The sequence below is a fragment of the Chitinophaga sp. NPDC101104 genome, assembly GCF_050277495.1.
Taxonomy (GTDB): domain Bacteria; phylum Bacteroidota; class Bacteroidia; order Chitinophagales; family Chitinophagaceae; genus Chitinophaga.
The window spans coordinates 3,701,286-3,721,357 of the sequence record NZ_JBNNSF010000001.1 but is presented as its reverse complement, the minus strand read 5'-3'; the positions used below and the strand labels follow the sequence as shown (position 1 = coordinate 3,721,357).

Here is a 20,072-nt window from a genome sequence, read left to right as displayed (position 1 = left end):
ATTTATTGCAAAATATCTTCGTTTTCGTGCATGGCACGGATGAAACGTTGAACGGTGCGATCGAGCGAATCGGCACTTCTGCCGCCGGCGGCGTTGAAATGGCCGCCGCCTTCGAAGTACTTCCTGGCGAAGGTGTTTACGTCAAAGTTGCCTTTGGAACGGAAAGACAGCTTCACTTCGGAATTCCGGTCGATGATCAGCGCCGCTAATTTAATGCCTTGGATGGATAAAAGGAAATTTACCAGTCCTTCCGTGTCTCCCGTCTGCAGATCGAACCGTTTCAGGTCGCTGTAGGGGATCGCCATGATGGCGGTGTTGGTTTCGTAGAAGACTTCCATACGGTTCAGGAGGCTGTGGCCGATGAACCGGAGGCGGTTTTCGAGGAAATTATCGTAAATGGCCTGGTGGATGTACTCATGTTCGAGCCCCCGTTCCAGCAAATCGGCCACCATGCGGTGAACCCGGGCGCTGGTAGACGCGAAGCGGAAAGATCCGGTATCGGTCATGGTGCCGGCGTAGATGCACTGGGCGATGTCGTTATCGATGTAATGCTCGTCTCCCAACCGGTAGATGATCTCGTACACGAGCTGGGCGGTGGAGGCGGCCGTGGTGTCGCTCACGCCGAAATCGAATACGGGCTGGGGCTCCAGGTGATGGTCTATGAGGACTTTCACGCTTTGCAGCTTTTCCAGTACGGGTTCCATATTGCGGGTGCGGCTCATGGCGTTGAAATCCAGGCAGAAAAGGATCTCGGTGCCGTCGATGGCTTTGAGGGCCTTATCGTTTTGCGACTCGAAATCCAGTACCTGGTCGCATCCGGGCATCCATTTCAGGAAATCGGGAAAGTTGGTGGGAGAAATAACCGTCACGTCGTGACCCTTACGCCGCAGGTAGTGATACATGGCCAGGGAAGAGCCCATAGCGTCGGCATCCGGTTTTTGATGCATGGTGATGACCACCTTCTTGGGGCTTTCCAGCAGTGGCTTGATATCCTCGATCGGCTTCATTCCGTAAACAGTGTGATTATTAAAGGTTACTACCGCCGTAAAGCGGGTCGTTTTCGTTTAAGCAAATGAAGTGCGAAGTTCACCAATTGCGCCAGAATTTCAAAATTTTTTACGGGTAAACAAAATGTGATTACTTTTGCGGCGCAAAAAGGCATTTTCTCAAGTATAACGACCAATTACCAATATGAGCAACAAAACTTTCACCATGATCAAGCCCGACGCTGTGGCAAACGGGCACATCGGCGGCATTCTGGACAAGATCTGCGCTGCAGGCTTCCGCATTACCGCAATGAAACTGACCCGTCTTTCCGCTGAGAAAGCCGGCGAATTCTACGCTGTGCACAAAGAGCGCCCCTTCTACGGCGAGCTGGTTGAGTTCATGAGCAGCGGCCACATCGTGGCAGCGATCCTCGAAAAAGAGAACGCAGTGGAAGATTTCCGCAAATTGATCGGCGCTACCAACCCGGCCCAGGCCGAGGAAGGCACCATCCGCAAAATCTACGCTGAGTCTATCGGCCGCAATGCCGTTCACGGCTCCGATTCCGACGAAAACGCGGCTATCGAAGGCAATTTCTTCTTCTCCGGCCTGGAGAAGTTCTAATCCGGTCCCCGGAATAACGAACGAAAGGCGGTACCACGGTACCGCCTTTTTTGTTGAAATCGCGTATTAATACGGTAGGCCGGGCCGGCCGGCGGATGTATTTTCGCAGGGCTTTTACTCCCCTTTCCTGTTGACCGGCCCGTATTGGACAGGATCACTATATTCCCTTATTTAGCAGCAGTCCGTATATGAAAAAAGGCCCCGCCGCAGGCGGGGCCTTGATTTTTCCGGGAGCTTTCCCGCCCCGGGTATTTTATGTCAATACATCGGCGTCATGAACGATCCCGTAATCTTTACAGTGCGCCGCATGTTGGAGGACAAACCGGCTTTATTCACCGTAAATTCGCCTTTCACATATCCGTCCAGTTCTCCCATGCTGGTTACGTTGACCCCGCCCGGACTGGCAAAAGTGCCGTCGTCGGTCAGGTACAGGTACCCGTAAGAGGCGTCGTTGTAAATGGCCGAGAAATGAGGGTTATTTTTCAGCGGGTCTGTAGAGAATACGTGGTTGCCACGCCCGCGCGGCCAATGGATGACCACGCTGGTTTTAAAATCCTTCGACCGGCCCTGCACCGTCCACATGCCAAACTCATCTTTCACCGCGGGATAGGCAAACAGCTCGATATCGTCGCCATCATTGACTTTAAGCAGCATGGCGCCTTCCACGATCCTGATTTTTCCGCGGAGGGTGATGGTTTTCGGATCCGCGGGATCCGGTTGAAGGGTTACGGCGATGGTAATCAGGTCTTTCGGCGGTTTTGGCACGTTGGCCGGCGCTTCATACTCCATGGGATTGTCGTCTCCACGATTGAACAACAGTCTGCCGGGCCCGTTTTCGATCTTCCATTGCCTTATCTGGCTGCTGGGCAGTAGCGTAGGCAGGTAGAGCTCCACTTCGTCTTTTCCTTCGCCTTTCATCATGTTCTTGTTCACGGTGACGGAAAGGCCTGTCGTACCCTGCGCAGCGAGCGCCGGCTGTTTGATCTTCAGTTCGATGCCGCCCACGACGCTCCAGTCGCTGAAGTGCGTCGTCTGCACGGTTACCGTACGCGCCTGTGCGTCGACGGTCCCGGGCAATATCGCCCAGGTACCGCTGGTTTTTTGATAGGAACCGGCCAGATATTCCGGGGCGAAAAAGGTGGTGTCAGAATCCCGGTACCGGAAAGTTATGGAAATGGGCCTGGCGAAGGTAACGCCTTCCGGTAGCAGCCTGTAGGCAGGGCCTGCCGCCGAGGGGTTCCGGTTGCTGATCCGCTGGATACTGACGTTTTGGTCGGCCGCGAATGCGCCGGCGGGAACGGTCAGGGTCAGTTGCCCGTCGACCGAAGCCAGCGTTCCGCCGGCAGCCCCGATGCTTTTTTGTGCCGGTGCCGAACCGTCGGGCTCGCCTTTGGCGGTCACTACCGCCGGCCCGTTGTCGTCGGGTGGCGGCGCGTTCCCGTCGCCTGCGCGAAATTTGTCTTTATGGCAGCCGGCCAGCATGGCGGCGCAAAGGATGGGTATCAATACGGTGCGCATAAGTGTATGTTGATGGGGTAATAACCTGATGATGCGAACGAAAATAAATCGCGCAGCGTCGCCCTGGTACAACGACCCGGCGGGCTGCGCCAGGAACCGGCTGGTATGGCGGGGTTTCGGCGTGAAATGGAAAACGGTTCGCTGAAATGGGTAACAGATCCGTCAATCCGACGGTATGCGGACAGGGAGCCCATAAAAAAGGCCCCCCGTTCCCGGGAGGCCTATAACCAATCTTAAAAATTAATATTATTCGAGCTCCACCACCAGGTCGTCTTGTTGTACCATGGTGCCTTCGCGCAGAAGGATGGATTTCACTTTCGATTCACGTGTGGCCGTCACCGTTGTCTCCATTTTCATGGCTTCGATGATGAACAGCGGGGTGTTGGCGCCGATGGCGTCTCCGGCTTTCACCAGAATTTTCGACAGTTTGCCCTGCAGCGGTGCGCCCACTTCCTGGTCGGGGTTGCCCACCTTTTTGTTGGCCGGCACTTCGCTCTTCACGGAGCGGTCGCGCACCTGCACGCGGCGGGAGTAACCGTTCAGTTCGAACACTACGGTGCGCATGCCGCTTTCGTCGGCTGGCAGCACGTAGAGCAGTTTTACGATGATGGTCTTGCCTTTGCCCAGCGTGATGAGGATTTCCTCGCCCAGTTTCAGCCCGTAGAAGAAAGCCGGTGTGGGGATGGCTTCCACGTTACCATATACCTGTGCGTGCTGATAGTATTCTTCGAACACTTTCGGGAACATGTGGTAGCTGAGGTAGTCGAGGAATTCGGCCAGGGGGTATTTCAGCTGGAAAGCGGCAAAGTCCTTATCGAAATCGACGGGTGCAAGATGTGCGTTGGGCTTGCCTTTCAGGGGCTCCTGCCCTTTCAGCACGATCTTTTGCAATTTCTCGGGGAAGCCCTGGTAAGGCTGTCCGATCTCGCCTTTGAAGAAGCCCTGTACGCTGGCGGGGAACGCCAGGTTGCGGGATTCGTCGAGCACATCGGCGGCGGTGAGGCCGTTGGCGGTCATGAACAGTGCCATATCGCCCACTACTTTGGAGCTGGGGGTCACTTTCACGATATCGCCGAACAGGTCGTTCACCACGGCGTAGTTGTGCTTGATGGTCTCCAGTTTATCGCCCAGCCCGAGGGATTCGGCCTGCTGGCGGAGGTTGGAGTATTGGCCGCCGGGGATTTCGTTTTGGTAAACCTGCGCGGTACCGGCCTTCATGTCCGATTCGAAGGGATAGTAGTATTCGCGGACGTCTTCCCAGTAGTTGCTGTATTCGTTGAGGGACGGCAGGTTCATGTACTGGCTTCTCTCGTGGCCTTCGAGGATAGCGGCCATGGCGTTGAGGTTGGGCTGCGAAGTGAGCCCGCTCAGGGAGGCGATGGCGCAATCTACGGCGTTTACGCCGGCTTCGATGGCTTTCAGGTAGGTGGCAGCCTGAACGGAGGCGGTGTCGTGGGTATGGAGTACGATCGGGAGCTTTACCGCGTCTCTCAGGGCGCCAACGAGCACGGTGGCGGCCTGCGGCTTGAGGAGACCGGCCATGTCCTTGATGCAGAGCATGTGCGCGCCGGCGTCTTCCAGGCGCTTGGCGAGGGAAACGTAATAATCGAGCGTATATTTTTTATTGTCCTTGTGCAGGATATCGCCTGTGTAGCTGATGGCGGCCTGTGCGAGGGAGGTCGTATTGTTGCGCACGAACCCGATGGAGGGCGTCATGGCGTCGATATCGTTGAGGGAATCGAAGATGCGGAAGATGTCGATCCCGTTTTCCGCCGCTTTTTCGATGAATTTGGCGATGAGGTTTTCCGGGTAAGCGGAGTACCCTACTGCGTTGGAACCGCGGAACAGCATCTGGAGCAGCACGTTGGGCATGGCCTGGCGTATGAGCTGCAGCCTCCGCCAGGGGCATTCGTGCAGGAACCGCATGGCCACGTCGAAGGTAGCGCCGCCCCAGACTTCCATGGAGAAGATCTGCGGGTTGTTGCGGGCGTATCCTTCGGCCACGGCGAGGATGTCGTTGGTGCGCACGCGGGTGGCCAGCAGGCTCTGGTGCGCATCGCGGTAGGTGGTGTCGGTGAAATAGACCGGCTTTTCGTTGCGGAGCCATTTGGAGAATTCCTCGCGGCCCATGGTCAGCAGCTTGTTGCGGGTGCCTTCGGGCACGGGCGCCAGCGGGTCGAAGGAAGGCACGTGCGGTACCCGGAACTTGCGGCCGTCATGCTTGCCTTTGACGTCTACATGCCCGTTTACCGTCACGTCTGCCAGGTACATGAGCGTTTTCGTGGCACGGTCGCGGATGGGCGACAGTTTGAAAAGCTCGGGGTGCTGGTCGATAAAGCCAACCGTACAGTTCCCTTTGCGGAAAATATCGTGGGTGATTACGTTTTCGAGGAAGCGGATATTGGTTTTCACGCCGCGGATGCGGAACTCCTTCAGCGTGCGGTGCAACCTGCCGGCCGCGCCGGAAAGCGTGCGGCCCGATGCCGTCACTTTCACGAGCATGGAATCGAAGAAGGGAGAGATCTTCACACCGGAATAGGCACTGCCCTCGTCGAGCCGGATACCGAAGCCGCCGGCGTTACGATAGGCGATCACGGTGCCGTAATCGGGGGTGAAATTGTTTTCCGGGTCTTCTGTGGTTACGCGGCACTGAATGGCGAAACCGTTGAGGCGCACGTCGTCCTGGCTTTTGAGAAAGATCTCGGGGTCAGACAGTTGGTGGCCTTTGGCGATGAGGATCTGGGAGCGCACGATGTCGATCCCGGTCACTTCTTCCGTCACCGTGTGTTCCACCTGGATGCGGGGGTTCACTTCGATGAAGTAGACCTTGTTCTGCCGGTCTACGAGGAATTCTACGGTGCCTACGTTATTGTATTTCACTTCGCGGGCGAGCGCGAGTGCATATTTATAAACTTCTTCGCGGGTTTCCAGGGGGAGGTTCGGCGAGGGGGCGATCTCCACCACTTTCTGGAAACGGCGCTGCACGGAGCAGTCGCGCTCATAGAGATGCACGATGTTGCCGTAATTGTCGCCCATCAGCTGTACTTCGATGTGTTTGGGCTCTTCGATGAACTTTTCGATGAAGATGGTGTCGTCCCCGAAAGCTTTGCCGGCTTCGCTGCGGGCTTCGAGGAAAGAGCGTTCCAGCTGGTTCTCGTCGCGCACCACGCGCATACCGCGTCCGCCGCCGCCGGCCGCAGCCTTGAGGATAACGGGGAGGCCTATGCGAAGGGCTTCCTTTCTTACGGTTTCCACGTCTTCCAGCTTCACCTGGCTGTCTTCGATCAGGGGCACGTTCACACGGCGCGCCAGCGTTTTGGCGGCTACCTTGTCGCCCAACTGGGCCATTACTTCCGGATCGGGCCCTACGAAAATGATCCCTTCCTCGCGGCAACGGCGGGCGAAGGTCACGTTTTCACTGAGGAAGCCGTATCCGGGATGGATGGCGTCCACTCCCTGGCTCTTCGCCATGTGGATGATCGCTTCCACGTCGAGGTAAGGCTTCAGCGGATCATCGTCCTTCCCGATCTGGTAGGCTTCGTCCGCCTTGTAACGGTGCAGGGAGTAACGGTCTTCATAAGTAAAGATCGCTACGGTTCTGATCCGTAATTCCGATGCTGCCCTTAAAATCCGAACGGCGATCTCGCCGCGGTTGGCCACTAACAGCTTGTGTATCCTTTTGAGCGATGAATCAGACATAACTGTGGTATTCAGACAATCAATTTAACATTAATGCTAAAATTCAGCGGGTATAAAAGTAGTAAAAGAATGTATTTTTTCTTTGTTTATTTCTAAACATTCAAACGAATTTGTTGAATTTTTTCAAACAAGTAAGGGTTTAAAGTCGTTTTGTCCAATACTAAAGCTTAAATGATTAAAAATGTTAATATAAAGAAATAGTTTCGGGGCATTGCGGTATTTTTACGTTTATGTGGGAAGCATCGATCAACGGGTTCAAAATCCATCTGCGGATGGAGCGTTCTTTATCGGCACATACGATCGAGGCGTATGAACGGGACGTGAAGATCCTGACGCGGTACCTCCTGCAGGCCGGCAAACCTGTGGGGCCGGAAGCCGTTTCGCTGGAAGAGCTGGAGGGATGCGTCCGCTGGGTGGCGGAACTGGGGATGACGGCCAGCAGCCAGGCGCGGATGATCTCGGGGATCCGGACGTTTTTCCGGTACCTGTTGCTGGAGGATATGATCCTGCACGACCCGTCGCAGTTGCTGGAGGCGCCCAAAACGCCCCGCAAGCTGCCCGACTTCCTCAGTGTGCAGGAGATTGACGCCATGATCGCCATGGTGCCGGAGCATGTAGGGTATAAAAAAGACCCGAAGACGGGCGAGTACAAATTAGACCCAGGGACCGGGCAGAAGATCCCGAACGATGGGCATCTCGTGCAGCGCAACATCGCCCTGCTGGAAACGATGTACGCCTGTGGCCTGCGGGTGAGCGAGGCGGTGGGGCTCCGGCTTTCCCAGTTGTATTTCCAGGAAGGGTTTATCCGGGTGACGGGGAAGGGCGACAAGGAGCGGCTGATCCCCATCGGCGATTCCACGGTCGAGCACATTAATATATATAGGAAGGATTTCCGGAGCAGGATCGATATCGCGCGGGGGCATGAAGACATCTTATTCCTGAACCGCCGGGGCAAGGGCCTTACGCGGGTGATGGTGTTCCTCATCATCAAGGAGCTGGCGGCATTGGCGAATATCAAAAAGAATATCTCGCCCCATACTTTCCGGCATTCTTTCGCCACGCACCTGGTGGAAGCCGGGGCCGACCTGGTGTCTGTCCAGGAAATGCTGGGCCACGAAAGCATTACCACTACCGAAATCTATACCCATCTCAACCGCGAATACCTCCGCGATATGCTCGTGCAGTTCCATCCGGCCTTCAACCGGTAGTGTTTCTCAAACTTGTTTGTGTTAAATAGCTAAGCGAGGGTTAGGTCAACGCCCGGCGGTCCTGGGACCAGACCGGGTTTGGAGCTATAGGGACTTGTCTATGATGTCAGAAAGGGAAAAAACAGCTACCCTTGGAGGCTTGACTGAATTCAGGTAGCTGTTGTCGTATTTGGGGCTTTCCAACATGGGCAGATTAGTACATGACATATTTGTCCTTATGCTGACTGCGGGCTTTCCCGGAGATGAATCCATTGATCCATCCGGAGAAGGAGCCGGTTTTTCGGGGTTGGGTTGCAGGCCTGGCGTTCAGGTTCTGCCGTGAGCAGTGGGCGATCCGCCGCCGGCCGGGTTGCCGGGCTTTTGAACCGTCTTCTTCGAGCACGGTCTGGCCGCGGTCGAAGACTTTGAAGTAGACGTCGGGCGAGTCGGAGATCCCATACCTGCCATCGCGGATGATCTGCATCATGCGGCTTCCTGTGAGCATTTCGCGGGAAAAGTAGAGTTGATACCTTCCCAGCTCGTTGGTGTACCCGCGGCCCAGCAGTTTATCGTTGAGGGCGTTATAGGCTTCGACCCTTACGGTCCGCAGGGCTTCACCGGTGTCTGCATGGCGGACGGTCCCGGCTACGGCCCATGCGCCGAAGTCTCGGCGGATGTTAGACCATTTTGCGGCAGGCACCACGTACGCGAATGCGGCGAGGAACTTGTCGCGGTCTCTTTTCCAATGGGGTACGAAAGTGCTCAGATGGTACTGGGCGCTTCCTTCTCTTGCGTTGCGTGCGCCGGGCACGCTGTTGAGGGTTATGTCGAGTTCCAGCGGTTCGGTGAACAGGTGGCTCTCGTCCCAGGACAGGCAGAAGTTCCCTTTGCTGTCGAGGTCGGCTTCGGCGAGGAGGCGTTCTGCCTTGGCCCTCACCTGGGTGCCGGGGATCTGTCGCAGATCTTTGAAGATACCGCGGGCCAGAACATCGGGGTCGTGCGGGCCTTCGGGCAGGTAAATCCTGATGCGCGCGTCGGCCAGGGGTTCCATGCACTCCTCACAGATCAACGCAGAGATGTTGCCGATCAATAGGTAACTCATGGCGATTCACTTTTGGCTTTACATTTTGGGGTACGCTATGTTACATTCGGTTTTGGGCACCGGGGGCCCTCTGCATACTAACGAAACAAACTATGGTAGAAAGGCCTTTGATTGCGCTGTCTACATGGTCATTTTCCACCTTACAAAGGTTGAGCGTTTTCGGGCTTTAATCAAGCGAACTACCACGGGAAATACCGAATGCGTACTTCTACGCATTTTTACGCGTGGATTACGTAAAATCCCCCCGGCCCACGCCCTCCCCCATCCCACCAAATCCGCAGTGGCGGCAATTATGCCTGATTTTCAACGCGCCCGGCGGCCAAAGCGGGCATTTACCGGAACAGTTTGAGGATTGGGATTTTGTGATAATTTTACCGGCGACTTTTTTTTTCATTATTACTAACTCCTAAATGTAACACACCATGTCAAAGTTTAAGAAAGACACGGGGATTTTCATCCCCCTGGCGAGTGCCGCCAAACTCACGAAAAACTACCGCGTTGATCAGCTGGAGCGCAAAAAACACAAGGACCCCGTGATGTCCCAGTTCTTCGGGATCGATAAACTGAACGAACTGCTTTCGCAGGAAGGCGCGATCGGTCTCCGTATTTATTATGGACTGGATATAGACGGCGACGGTAAGGTGGACAAGCATTTCGTGCTCACGGCAACGGATGCCGACGGCGAAGATATCCTGCCGGCCCAGACCCGGAGCGTGGAAATGAAAGCTGCCGCCAATACCGGTACCCTGATCACCGACGGATTCTGCCCCTTCGACTGCCCCAAAGTAGCGAACCCCCTGAATTCTGACATCGAGTAAACTAAAGGATAAAGTCTATTACGTGCCGCTGCATCATTACATTTTTTATTTCATGATGGGGATCGAAGTCCTGCTTCTGATCCCCTTCACTTTACACTACAGGCTGTTCGATAAGGACCAACGTATCATGTACGTGTACGCCATCTATTCTGCCGTACTGAGCGTTGGCGCCGAAATGCTGGCCCGTATTTTCAGACATAACCTGGCATGGCATGCCGTCATGTTCCTGATCGGATTTTACATCCTTTCCTGGTTCTATATTAAAGTCCTCAAAAAGCCCCATACCAAAAAAATCATTCGCGCTCTCATACCCGTTATCACCGTCCTTTTCGTGGTCGATTTCTTCTGGATCAGCGGCCCCAGCGGCTTCAGTTCCATCTTCGTATCCGTCCGCACCTTCGTGCTCATCGTTTACGGCATCCTGTTCTTCATGCAGCTCGTCCGCGACAACACCCTCATCGAACGTTCCATTTACATCACTTCCATACCCGAATTCTGGTTCAATTCCGGCATTTTCGTTTACCAGTGCTGTAATTTCATCCTTTACCTGTCTTTCAACTTCCTGCTCAACGACGAGCCCGGCCCCGAAATCATCAATCTTTTCCGGATCACCCAGGGCCTCGGATGGATCGCCGGCATAATTCAGGTAATAGTTTTTTATATTGGGCTCTTAAAAATCAAACGAGCGAGATCATGAACACGCTGCAATTAATTCTGGCGGGTACGATCGTTATGATGAGCCTCGGTATTTTCGTGGTCATCATGGTGGTGTTGCAACAAAAGCAGGTGGTACAATATAAACTCATCCTCAAGGATAAAGACCTCCAGCTGCAGAAAGAGCGCCTCGTGGCGGTGCTCCAGGGCCAGGAGATCGAACGGAAAAGGATCGCCGAAGACCTGCACGACGAAGTGGGCGCCCAGCTCTCCGTGCTCAAGCTCAGCCTCAATTCCCTCCAGCAGCTCGCCGGCAACGGCGAAAAGGAAAGGCTCAAGGAAACGAAGGAGTTCACAGACACCATCATCCAGCAACTCCGCTTCATCTCCCAAAGCCTCCACCCCACCACGCTGGAAAACCTGGGGCTCAGCCATGCGCTCGACTCCTTCGCCAGCCTCATGAACAAAAACCGGCAGATCGCCATCCAGTTCCGGACAGACGGGAGCCTCTTCCCCGTAGACCGCGAAAAAGCCCTCAACGTATACCGCGTTGTCCAGGAACTGATGAACAATATCCTCAAACACGCCGAAGCCCAGCAGGTCCTCATCACCTATCAAAGCACCCCGCAAACGCTCACCATCCGCGTGGAAGACGACGGGAACGAGCAACTCATCGATAATCTGGCCGCCTCGCGCCAGAAAACCGGGCACCTCGGGCTAAAAAATATCGAAAGCCGTTTGAATATTATCGGCGGAAACATCACATTTGTAAAAAATTCACCCAAAGGCACGAGCGCCGAGATCAGGGTGGAGAATTATCAGCCCATAGCATAGCTATATCTTTAAACTTTCAGTATGCTGCTGCCTATTAAGGTCGCAATCGCAGACGACCACAAGATTTTCCGGAGCGGGGTCATCCAGACCCTCACCCCGTACGAAAACATCAACGTCGTTTTTGAAGCGGAGGACGGTGAACATTTACTGCAGATCATGCAGGACCAGCTGCCAGACGTGATCCTCATGGACCTGAAAATGCCCAAAATGGACGGCATCCAGGCTACCATCAAGGTCCGCGAAAAGTACCCGCAGGTCAAGATCATCATCCTCACCATGTATGAAGACGACAACTTTATTGTCCATCTCGTGGAGAATGGCGCCAATGCCTATTTGCTCAAAAACAGTGAACCGGAAGAAATCTACGAAGCGATCTGTACCACTTACGAAAAAGGGTTTTACTTTAACGAAAATGTGAACCTGGCCCTCCTCAAGAAGGTCCTCCACAAAAACAAGCAACAGTTCAAGCCCACGTTCAAGAACGAAGTACAGCTTACCGACCGTGAGCTGGAAGTGCTGAAACTGATTTGCGGTGAACAGACGACCCAGGAGATTTCCGAACAGATTTTTCTCAGTCCCCGCACCGTCGAAGGCCTCCGGCAGAAGCTCCTCGAAAAACTCGGGGTGAAAAACACCGTCGGCCTCGTGTTGTACGCCTTCCGGAACGGGCTGATCGAATAATTGGCTAGCATACGCAATTATCCATAACAACAACAAAATCAATATGAAACAACTATCCGCGTTCCTCACCGCCGCCGCGATCGGTGTGATGACCGTTACCGCCCAGGCGCAGGTGAAATTGCCCGCTCCGAGCCCTGCCCAGACCATCAAACAGGACTTTGCCCTGTCTTCCGTGGAAGTTTCCTACTCCCGCCCGGCCATGAAAGGCCGTACCATCATGGGAGACCTGGTGCCCTACGGCAAGATCTGGCGCATGGGGGCCAACGCAGCCACCCGCGTGAAATTCGGCGAAGACGTAAAGCTCAACGGCAAACCCGTGCCCGCAGGTGAATACGTGCTCTATGCCATTCCCAACCGCAACAGCTGGGAGATCATCGTCAACAAAGGCCTCAAAAACTGGGGGATCGACGGGTACAACCAGGCTGACGACGTAGCGCGCTTCACGGCAGACGTTACCGAAATGCCCTTCCCCATCGAATCGTTCATGATCACCTTCGGTGACGTGGCGCCCAGCTCCATGACCATGATGATCCTGTGGGACCGTACCATGGTGCCCATCCAGGTTACGGCCGACATCGACGGCAAGATCATGGCCTCTATCGAAGAAGGCATGAAAAGCGACAAGAAGCCCTACTTCCAGGCCGCCATGTACTACTTCGAGTCCGGCCGCGACGTGAGCCAGGCTATCAAATGGATGGACCAGGCACTGGCTGAGCCCGCCAACGCCAAAGCCTTCTGGATGTTCTACCAGAAAGCCCGCATGCAGGCAAAAGCCGGCGACAAATCCGGCGCCAAAGCCACCGCCGCCAAATCTACCGAACTGGCGAAAGCTGCCAACAACGCCGATTACGTAGCCCTCAACGAAAAGCTGATAGCTACCCTGTAACCGGAAAAAAATCGTAAAAAAAGAGGATGGTCCGCACAGGGCCATCCTCTTTTTTTTATCCCGGGCCGGGTGTTACGCCGGTTGTTTGGTTTTGGGGGATGGAAGGATGGGTTGGAGGATGGCTGCAAACAGCATCACGAGCACGCAGCCGATCACGTTGAGCCAGAGGAAGGAAACGATATCGGCGAGGTACACGGCGATCACGGCGATTTCCGCCAGCAGCGCGCCCCAGAAAACAGCGTTCCCCCGGATGCGCTTCATGGCGAAGGCCACCACGAAAATCCCGAGGATCGTTCCGTAAAACAGCGACCCGAGAATGTTCACGGCTTCGATGAGGCTGCCCAGGTTGGTGGCGAACAGCGCCACCCCGATGGAAAACACGCCCCAGATGAGCGTCCAGAATTTGGAAGCACGCAGGTATTCGTGGTCGCTGGCTTCGGGTTTGTACATCCGTTTGTAGAAATCCACCATGGTGGTAGACGCGAGGGAATTGAGCGCCGCCGCGATGCTGCCCCAGGATGCGAGGAAGATGATGGCGATCAGTAGCCCCACGAGCCCTTTGGGCAGGTTATGCACCACGAAATGGAGGAAAATATAATTCGTATCGCTCGTGTCCGCGGCCGGAAGGGCTTCGCGGATGAGGGTTTTGGCTTCGTCGCGGATGGAGTTGGACGCGGTCTCGGAGGCTTTCAGATCGGCCTGCGCGGTACGGATGGCGCTTTCGTTTTTAGCGTCGAGCGCGGTAACGAGGGTTTTCACCTGCGTTTGCCGGACACCGTCGAGCGAATCGTAACGTTGTTCCAGCGCCTGCATCTGCGGGGCGTATTCCGACTGGTGCACCTGTTGTACCAGGCCTTCGTTGAAATTGATCGGCGCCTTGAAATACAGGTAAAACACGAACACCAGCGCACCGATCAGCATGATGAGGAACTGCATCGGCACTTTCACCAGCCCGTTCATCAGCAGGCTCATCCGGCTTTCAGTCAGGTCGCGGGCGGTGAGGTAACGGCCTACCTGGCTCTGGTCTGTCCCGAAATACGACAGCGCAAGGAAAAATCCACCGATCACCCCGCTCCAGATATTGTACCGGTCTTTCAGGTTGAAATCCGTCACGATCACGTTCAGTTTTCCCATTTTGCCCGACACATGCAAGGCGTCGGAGAAACCGATATCGGCCGGCAACAGCTTCACCACCATGTATCCCGCCAGGAACATCCCCACGAAAATAACCCCCAGCTGCAGCGATTGCGTGTAAGACACCGCCTTCGTGCCGCCGTACATCGTGTAAATGATGAGGAGCCCGCCCATGAAGAGGTTCGTATAGTAAATATTCCATCCCAGCAAAGACGACAGGATGATGGAGGGGGCGTAAATACTGATCCCGGTAGACAGTGCCCTTTGCAGCAAAAACAGGAAAGAAGTCAGCGTGCGCGTTTTGAGATCGAACCGGTTTTCGAGGTATTCGTAAGCGGTGTAGACCTTCAGTTTGTGGTAAATGGGGACGAATACCGCGGAAATGACCACCATGGCGATCGGCAGCCCGAAGTAATACTGCACGAACCGCATCCCGTCGGTGTACGCCTGGCCCGGCGCGCTCAGGAAAGTGATGGCGCTGGCCTGGGTACCCATGATAGACAGGAGCACGATGTACCAGGGCACGGAACGGTTCCCCAGGAAGTAGCTGTCGAGGTTTTGCTGGCCGCGGCTTTTCCAGACGCCGTATAAAATGATGGCGATCAGGGTAAAACCGAGCACAGCCCAGTCGGCATAACTCATGAATAGTGTTTGGTAAAGAAATAAAAGAACACGACCAGTGCTACGAGCCAGCCGATCACCACGGCGTACCAGGTGCTCCAGCGGCTGAACAGCGGCGGTTTCTCGTATTGATGTTCTTCCATAATCAATTGCGTTTGGACAATAATCCGCCGCCGAGCAATCCCAGGGCGAGGCCGATCAGCAGGCCGATATGGACCTTTTTGATGAGGAACCCGATGGCCAGCCCGATGGCGATGCAGAGCCCTGCGGAAATCGTAACGCGGTCTTTTCTACCACTCATATCTGTCTTTATTTAGCGATCAGGTTCACGAATAATCTGTAAGCGCCCGGAACGCCGGCAGGCAGCTGGCGGAAGAACGACAGCCCGGTGTAGACATACTTCCCTTTCCCGTAACGGGCCACCAGCGTGGACCCGGAGAGGTCTTTCTCGCCGGGGTCTTTCATGCTGAAGGGTTGTACGTATTGTGCGTCGGCATTTGCCGGGAAATACAGTCCCCGCTCCTGCACCCATCCGTTGAAATCGGCCGTGGTGAGGGCATTGGGATAGGTCATCGATTTATCCTGCGGTGTGAGGAACGTCACGGCCGCATGCTCGTCGGTCACCCGGTCGCGCGAGAGCGTGAACGGATAAGGCCCGAGCTGGTTGGTGACAAGGGCGCCGTTGGTATTGTATTGGACCAGTAGCGTACCGCCGTTCTTCACGTATTCGAGGAGGCGCGGCTGCCAGTAGCGGAGGCGCTCCTGCGTGTTGTAGGCGCGCACGCCGGTGATGATGGCGTCGTAGCCGGAAAGATCGCCTTGCATGATCTCCTTTTCGCCGAGTAAAGTTACCGTATAGCCCACCTGGCGGAGGCTTTCCGCGACTTTGTCGCCCGCCCCGGGGATGTACCCGATGTTGCGCCCGTTGTATTTCAGGTTGAGCGTCACGAGCCGCGCCTCCGTGGGCGGGAACAGCGTGATGGCAGGAATGTGGTCGTAGGCGATGACGGTCATGCTGTTCGTGTATTCCTTCCCGTTAACTTCCACCGAAACGCTCATGGTGTCGGTGAGCTGACGGCCATTGACCTGTTGCGGTTTCACCTGGAAAACCACTTCCGCCTCGTCTCCCTTTTCTTTCAGGCTGAAAGGAATAGCGGCCTGATCGGCAGAGAAGCCCTGGGGCAGGCGCAGCTTCACTTTCCCCGAAACGCCCGGCTGGATGGCGCGGATTTTCACGGGAACGGCCTGCGGTGCGGCCTGGGTATAAATGTAGACCTGGTTCTGGAGGTAAGATACCACCGGCGGAGCGATCACCAGCGGGTTATACACTTCGCCTTTTACCGGGTCGGTGAATTTGTAAATGAATGGCCGCTGGAGGGTGATGGCCTGGTCGCCGAAACGGAGGAAAAACGTAGCGGTGAGGGAAGGTTTGTTTTCCGGGTAGCCGACCATGTTATTGTCGCGGATGACGTAAGCGCCCAGCGGATGCGGGTCTTGCAGCCAGTAAGGCTGCGAGAAAGGCGTTTCCGCCGGCAGGGGAAAATCGGCGGGGATGGTATTGAGCTCGTTGAACGCGAGTTCGCGGGCGAGCGAGGTATTTTCCGTTCCGTTGTAGGTCACTTTCTCGAGGCGGACGGGCACGTTGCTGCGGTTGATGATCTGCAGCTGGCTTTTCATGGGGCCGCCGGGCACTACTTCCGCGGATGCGGAGAACGCTTCGGCCCAAATTCCGGAGCAGGCGATGATAAGCTGTTCCGTTTCCTTTAGTTTCTGAGTTTTCCAGTAACCGTCGGGCAGCGCCAGGAGGCTTTTGCGCACGGCCAGCAGTGCGGGCACGCTGGCGGAGGGCGTTTCGGTCCGGTAATCTTTCGTTACCGCCTGTATCTGCTGTGCCACGGCGTCTGCACCGGGCACACGGGCCCAGGAGGTGTTAATACCGTCCATGAGATCTTTGGAAGGCGCGTCTCCCAGGATGGTCATAAAGTATTCGGTAGCGTTGCCGCGGCCCGAAGGCACGCCGAAGCCCTGGCTTTTGTGCTGGCTGCGGCTTTCTGCCGCGATTTCTCCGTAACCCTTGCCCAGGAGCGCGTTGTAGGCGCCTACCTGCATCTTGAACTGGTCTTCGGAAATGGTATTGTTGCTGCCGAAATTGAACGTGTTCCAAAGCAGTCTTTTCGCCTGCCACACCTCCACGGACTTCAGTTGTTCGGGATATTGCGCGGGATCTGCCGCGGCTTTGAACGCTTCGGCCGCCAACATGGCGGAGGCGGTATGATGGCCGTGCCCTGCCCTGCTGTCTGCCGGGAAACGGCAAATGATCACGTCGGGCCGGAATTTCCGGATCACCCAAACCACGTCTCCCAGTACCTTCTTGCGGTCCCAGATCGTGAAGGTTTCTTCCGGGTTTTTGGAAAAACCGAAGTCGTTGGCGCGGGTGAAAAATTGCTCGGCCCCGTCGATCCGGCGGGCGGCCAGCAGTTCCTGGGTGCGGATGAGCCCCAGCAGCTCGGCCTGTTCGTTGCCGATGAGGTTCTGCCCGCCATCGCCGCGCGTGAGCGAAAGATAGCCGGTGCGGTATTTGCCTTCGCGGGCCAGGAAGCCCAGCAGGCGGGTATTTTCGTCGTCGGGATGGGCGGCAACGTACAGTACGCTGCCCAATGTATTCAGTTTCTGCAACTGCAGCTGGATATCGGCTGCGTGCATCACCGGGGCGGTTTGCGCCTTTGTGCCGGAAACGGCCAGCAGCAAGGCTGTAGCCAGGCCCGTAAGGGTTCGGATGTTCAACATGAAATAGTTACCGGTTTTGTCAGTCGTCAAAAATAGGGATTAAATGTTGCAACGCGTTGCCGCTGGTGGATTAAATCAGCAAGCGGAAATTATCTTGTGAGGTACATTTGCAGGGGCCATCCTACCTGGTTGGCGGCGGCTTCGTTAGACAGGATGATCACCGCTTTTTTCTCCGCCGGTTCCACGCCGATATAGGAATTGTAACCGCCGGTCTGCCCGCCGTGCTGCACGATGGTATGCCCTTTCACGCGGCTGATGTGCCAGCCCATCGCAATAATGGCGTTGCTGTCGGCGAAGGTTTGCTGGTGGCTCAGCCGTACCGCGGCGCCGAAAGCCTCATTTCCGGGCTCCATGTTGGCCCGGGCATATTTCAGCATATCGGTCATGGTAGACTGGATACCGCCCGCGCCGGCAAGGGCGGACATGATCCAGGGCTGTTCCGTCTTCCGCCCCCTATCGTACCCCTGCGCCATCCGCGCAGGCAGTTCGGGGGAATCGGTGATGCGGGTATCGTGCATCTTCAACGGCCGGGTGATTTCCCTTTCCAGCAATTGGGCGTAAGTGGTACCGGCGTTCCGCGCCAGCAATTCGCCCAGTAATCCCACCGCGATGTTGGAATAATCATACCGCATGCCGGGCGCCTCGGTGGGCTCGTAATGGTTCAGGAAATGATATAACTGCGCGGTTTGGAAATGCGCGTAAGGCTGTGCGATGTTGAACCCCGGATATTTCATCACCGGCTCCCACCGCGGGATCGCGGAAGTATGGTTGGTGAGCATGAGCATGGTTACGGGCTTATCGTCGAACCACTTCAGTTTTACCGAATCGGGAACGTATTGAGAGATCAGTCCGTCGGCCTTTACCTGTCCGCGGCCGATTTGCGCTGCCAGCATGATGCCGGTGAACGTTTTGGTGATGGAACCGATCTGGAAGATGGTATTTTTATCCGGAAGTTGCCCGTTTCCCAGTGCGGTTTCGCCGTAGGCCCAGGTATAGGTTTTGCCGCCGTCGATCACCCCGATCACCAGGCCCACGCATTCTTCGCGGGCAAATGCGGCGCGCACGAGGGAATCCACTTGTTTGTCGAGGGCCGACCGCATCGGGTTGTCGGATTTTTGGCTGAAGCCGGCCAGTGCGGGCAGCAGCAGCACGGAAGCCAGTAGGGAACGTATCATAGGAGCGGGAATTACTTATTTTTTGAACATGAAATAGACCGCTCCCAGGAGCAGCGAGAAGGAAATGAGGTAATTCCAGCGCAGGGGCTCCTTCAGCCAGATCACCGCGAACACGCAGAAAACCGTCAGCGTGATCACTTCCTGGACCATCTTCAGCTGGAACCCGTTAAACCCGTCGAGATACCCGAGCCGGTTGGCCGGTACCATGAAGCAGTACTCGAAAAAAGCGATCCCCCAGCTCACCAGCACCACTTTCCACAGCGGCACGTTCGTGTTCTTGAGATGGCCATACCAGGCAAAGGTCATGAAGACGTTGGAGATGAGGAGCAGGAAGATCGTACGCATATGCTAATTTACAGTTTTGGGCATAAAAAAACTCCCGGCCGCACCGGGAGTTCTTTGGAATATTTTGAACGGAATCAATTTTCTTTCCGGGCCAGGAGGTACAGTACGGCCATGCGGGTGGCCACGCCGTTTTCGACCTGGTCGAGGATGATGCTCTGGCCGGAATCCGCCACGTCGGAACTGAGCTCCACACCGCGGTTGATGGGCCCGGGGTGCATGATGACGATCTCTTTGCCGAGGCTGTCGAGCAGTTTGCGGTTCACGCCGTAAGCGAGGGAATATTCCCGGAGGGTCGAGAACAGCGGCATGTTTTGGCGCTCCAGCTGGATGCGGAGCACGTTGGCCACGTCTGCCCATTTCAGGGTTTCCCTGATGTCGTAAGACACGTTCACGCCGAGAGCGTTGCCGATATGTTTGGGAATGAGCGTCGGCGGGCCTACAACGGTCACCTCCGCGCCCAGTTTCTTCAGGCAGTAGATATTGGACAGGGCCACGCGGGAATGCATGATATCGCCGCAAATGGCGATCTTCTTCCCTTCCACCGAGCCCAGTTTCTCGCGGATGGAAAACGCGTCGAGCAGGGCCTGTGTGGGATGCTCGTTGATGCCGTCTCCGGCGTTGACGATGGGTACGTTGATGTGTTTGGCGAGGAAGTGGGGCGCCCCCGTGGCCGAGTGCCGCATCACCACCATATCCACTTTCATGGACAGGATGTTGTTGACGGTATCGATGAGGGTTTCGCCTTTGGATACGGAGGATCCGGAAGCGGAGAAGTTCATCACATCGGCGCCAAGGCGCTTTTCCGCCAGCTCAAAAGAGAGCCGCGTGCGTGTGGAATTCTCGAAAAATACATTGACGATGGTGGTATCCCGTAAGGTGGGCACTTTCTTGATCGGGCGCTGCAATACTTCCTTGAATTGATCAGCCGTTTGAAAGACGAGTTCTATATCCTGACGCGTCAGGTCACGTATACCCAGCAGATGTTTTACAGACAGTGACATTCTAAGGTGCAAATATATGGTT

General features: G+C 55.6%; 18 protein-coding genes. 7 read left to right on the top strand and 11 right to left on the bottom strand.

Annotated features, from left to right (window positions below; translation table 11 throughout):
- Positions 1-2: 2 nt before the first annotated feature.
- A complete protein-coding gene (locus ACQKLP_RS15050; protein WP_341839811.1) occupies positions 3-1,007 on the bottom strand; it encodes a DHH family phosphoesterase in 1,005 nt (334 codons plus the stop codon).
- A gap of 184 nt (positions 1,008-1,191) precedes the next feature.
- Between ACQKLP_RS15050 and ACQKLP_RS15045 the strand changes: the two genes are divergently transcribed.
- Positions 1,192-1,608 (top strand): nucleoside-diphosphate kinase, encoded by a 417-nt coding sequence (locus tag ACQKLP_RS15045; RefSeq protein ID WP_126243805.1) that lies wholly within the window; start codon positions 1,192-1,194, stop codon positions 1,606-1,608.
- A 258-nt stretch (positions 1,609-1,866) separates the two neighbouring features.
- On the opposite strand, the gene ACQKLP_RS15040 is transcribed toward ACQKLP_RS15045, so the two are convergent.
- Together ACQKLP_RS15040 and ACQKLP_RS15035 are read right to left on the bottom strand one after the other, a co-directional pair.
- The gene (locus ACQKLP_RS15040; RefSeq protein WP_427323562.1) at positions 1,867-3,126 is read right to left on the bottom strand and encodes a hypothetical protein; all 1,260 of its coding nucleotides are present in this window, start codon (positions 3,124-3,126) and stop codon (positions 1,867-1,869) included.
- Positions 3,127-3,372: 246 nt separating this feature from the next.
- Entirely contained in the window at positions 3,373-6,825 is a 3,453-nt protein-coding gene (locus tag ACQKLP_RS15035; RefSeq protein WP_427323561.1) for a pyruvate carboxylase, read from the bottom strand.
- Between the two features lie 230 nt (positions 6,826-7,055).
- Here ACQKLP_RS15035 and ACQKLP_RS15030 point away from each other — a divergent pair, with 230 nt between their 5' ends.
- A complete protein-coding gene (locus ACQKLP_RS15030; protein ID WP_427323560.1) occupies positions 7,056-8,033 on the top strand; it encodes a site-specific tyrosine recombinase in 978 nt (325 codons plus the stop codon).
- 193 nt (positions 8,034-8,226) lie between these two features.
- On the opposite strand, the gene ACQKLP_RS15025 is transcribed toward ACQKLP_RS15030, so the two are convergent.
- Positions 8,227-9,114 (bottom strand): hypothetical protein, encoded by an 888-nt coding sequence (locus tag ACQKLP_RS15025; protein ID WP_427323559.1) that lies wholly within the window; start codon positions 9,112-9,114, stop codon positions 8,227-8,229.
- Positions 9,115-9,536: 422 nt separating this feature from the next.
- Here ACQKLP_RS15025 and ACQKLP_RS15020 point away from each other — a divergent pair, with 422 nt between their 5' ends.
- Genes ACQKLP_RS15020 through ACQKLP_RS15000 form a run of 5 tightly spaced genes read left to right on the top strand, consistent with a single transcriptional unit; the run spans position 9,537 to position 12,987 of the window.
- A complete protein-coding gene (locus ACQKLP_RS15020; RefSeq protein ID WP_427323558.1) occupies positions 9,537-9,932 on the top strand; it encodes a hypothetical protein in 396 nt (131 codons plus the stop codon).
- Between the two features lie 52 nt (positions 9,933-9,984).
- On the top strand, positions 9,985-10,629 hold the full coding sequence (locus ACQKLP_RS15015; protein WP_427323557.1) for a hypothetical protein: 645 nt from the start codon (positions 9,985-9,987) through the stop codon (positions 10,627-10,629).
- Positions 10,626-11,420, top strand: coding sequence for a sensor histidine kinase (locus ACQKLP_RS15010; protein WP_427323556.1), 795 nt, complete (start codon positions 10,626-10,628; stop codon positions 11,418-11,420). Before ACQKLP_RS15015 ends, ACQKLP_RS15010 begins: the two co-directional genes overlap by 4 nt.
- 21 nt (positions 11,421-11,441) lie before the next feature.
- A complete protein-coding gene (locus tag ACQKLP_RS15005; RefSeq protein WP_427323555.1) occupies positions 11,442-12,101 on the top strand; it encodes a response regulator in 660 nt (219 codons plus the stop codon).
- A gap of 43 nt (positions 12,102-12,144) precedes the next feature.
- Positions 12,145-12,987 (top strand): DUF2911 domain-containing protein, encoded by an 843-nt coding sequence (locus ACQKLP_RS15000; protein ID WP_427323553.1) that lies wholly within the window; start codon positions 12,145-12,147, stop codon positions 12,985-12,987.
- A 72-nt stretch (positions 12,988-13,059) separates the two neighbouring features.
- Here ACQKLP_RS15000 and ACQKLP_RS14995 read toward each other — a convergent pair whose 3' ends face one another.
- The 7 genes from ACQKLP_RS14995 to ACQKLP_RS14965 form a co-directional block, all read right to left on the bottom strand.
- A complete protein-coding gene (locus tag ACQKLP_RS14995; RefSeq protein ID WP_427323552.1) occupies positions 13,060-14,763 on the bottom strand; it encodes a sodium:solute symporter in 1,704 nt (567 codons plus the stop codon).
- Complete coding sequence (locus ACQKLP_RS14990; RefSeq protein WP_427323551.1) at positions 14,760-14,885, bottom strand: hypothetical protein; 126 nt, start codon at positions 14,883-14,885, stop codon at positions 14,760-14,762. The genes ACQKLP_RS14995 and ACQKLP_RS14990 overlap by 4 nt, the downstream gene beginning before the upstream one ends.
- A 2-nt stretch (positions 14,886-14,887) precedes the next feature.
- Positions 14,888-15,043 (bottom strand): hypothetical protein, encoded by a 156-nt coding sequence (locus ACQKLP_RS14985; RefSeq protein WP_164714054.1) that lies wholly within the window; start codon positions 15,041-15,043, stop codon positions 14,888-14,890.
- Between the two features lie 8 nt (positions 15,044-15,051).
- Entirely contained in the window at positions 15,052-17,529 is a 2,478-nt protein-coding gene (locus ACQKLP_RS14980) for a PIG-L family deacetylase (protein WP_427323550.1), read from the bottom strand.
- Between the two features lie 89 nt (positions 17,530-17,618).
- Positions 17,619-18,704: a serine hydrolase domain-containing protein gene (locus ACQKLP_RS14975; RefSeq protein WP_427323549.1), complete on the bottom strand. Its 1,086-nt coding sequence runs from the start codon at positions 18,702-18,704 to the stop codon at positions 17,619-17,621.
- 15 nt (positions 18,705-18,719) lie between these two features.
- Positions 18,720-19,049: a DMT family protein gene (locus tag ACQKLP_RS14970; RefSeq protein WP_341839797.1), complete on the bottom strand. Its 330-nt coding sequence runs from the start codon at positions 19,047-19,049 to the stop codon at positions 18,720-18,722.
- A 74-nt stretch (positions 19,050-19,123) separates the two neighbouring features.
- Positions 19,124-20,050, bottom strand: a complete 927-nt coding sequence (locus tag ACQKLP_RS14965; RefSeq protein WP_126243971.1) for an aspartate carbamoyltransferase catalytic subunit — start codon at positions 20,048-20,050, stop codon at positions 19,124-19,126.
- Positions 20,051-20,072 lie beyond the last annotated feature (22 nt).

Bases quoted from the DNA above. Each gene is read 5' to 3' on its own strand.
- ACQKLP_RS15050 (WP_341839811.1), bottom strand. From the start codon at position 1,007: ATGAAGCCGATCGAGGATATCAAGCCACTGCTGGAAAGCCCCAAGAAG.
- ACQKLP_RS15045 (WP_126243805.1), top strand. From the start codon at position 1,192: ATGAGCAACAAAACTTTCACCATGATCAAGCCCGACGCTGTGGCAAAC.
- ACQKLP_RS15040 (WP_427323562.1), bottom strand. From the start codon at position 3,126: ATGCGCACCGTATTGATACCCATCCTTTGCGCCGCCATGCTGGCCGGC.
- ACQKLP_RS15035 (WP_427323561.1), bottom strand. From the start codon at position 6,825: ATGTCTGATTCATCGCTCAAAAGGATACACAAGCTGTTAGTGGCCAAC.
- ACQKLP_RS15030 (WP_427323560.1), top strand. From the start codon at position 7,056: ATGTGGGAAGCATCGATCAACGGGTTCAAAATCCATCTGCGGATGGAG.
- ACQKLP_RS15025 (WP_427323559.1), bottom strand. From the start codon at position 9,114: ATGAGTTACCTATTGATCGGCAACATCTCTGCGTTGATCTGTGAGGAG.
- ACQKLP_RS15020 (WP_427323558.1), top strand. From the start codon at position 9,537: ATGTCAAAGTTTAAGAAAGACACGGGGATTTTCATCCCCCTGGCGAGT.
- ACQKLP_RS15015 (WP_427323557.1), top strand. From the start codon at position 9,985: ATGATGGGGATCGAAGTCCTGCTTCTGATCCCCTTCACTTTACACTAC.
- ACQKLP_RS15010 (WP_427323556.1), top strand. From the start codon at position 10,626: ATGAACACGCTGCAATTAATTCTGGCGGGTACGATCGTTATGATGAGC.
- ACQKLP_RS15005 (WP_427323555.1), top strand. From the start codon at position 11,442: ATGCTGCTGCCTATTAAGGTCGCAATCGCAGACGACCACAAGATTTTC.
- ACQKLP_RS15000 (WP_427323553.1), top strand. From the start codon at position 12,145: ATGAAACAACTATCCGCGTTCCTCACCGCCGCCGCGATCGGTGTGATG.
- ACQKLP_RS14995 (WP_427323552.1), bottom strand. From the start codon at position 14,763: ATGAGTTATGCCGACTGGGCTGTGCTCGGTTTTACCCTGATCGCCATC.
- ACQKLP_RS14990 (WP_427323551.1), bottom strand. From the start codon at position 14,885: ATGGAAGAACATCAATACGAGAAACCGCCGCTGTTCAGCCGCTGGAGC.
- ACQKLP_RS14985 (WP_164714054.1), bottom strand. From the start codon at position 15,043: ATGAGTGGTAGAAAAGACCGCGTTACGATTTCCGCAGGGCTCTGCATC.
- ACQKLP_RS14980 (WP_427323550.1), bottom strand. From the start codon at position 17,529: ATGTTGAACATCCGAACCCTTACGGGCCTGGCTACAGCCTTGCTGCTG.
- ACQKLP_RS14975 (WP_427323549.1), bottom strand. From the start codon at position 18,704: ATGATACGTTCCCTACTGGCTTCCGTGCTGCTGCTGCCCGCACTGGCC.
- ACQKLP_RS14970 (WP_341839797.1), bottom strand. From the start codon at position 19,049: ATGCGTACGATCTTCCTGCTCCTCATCTCCAACGTCTTCATGACCTTT.
- ACQKLP_RS14965 (WP_126243971.1), bottom strand. From the start codon at position 20,050: ATGTCACTGTCTGTAAAACATCTGCTGGGTATACGTGACCTGACGCGT.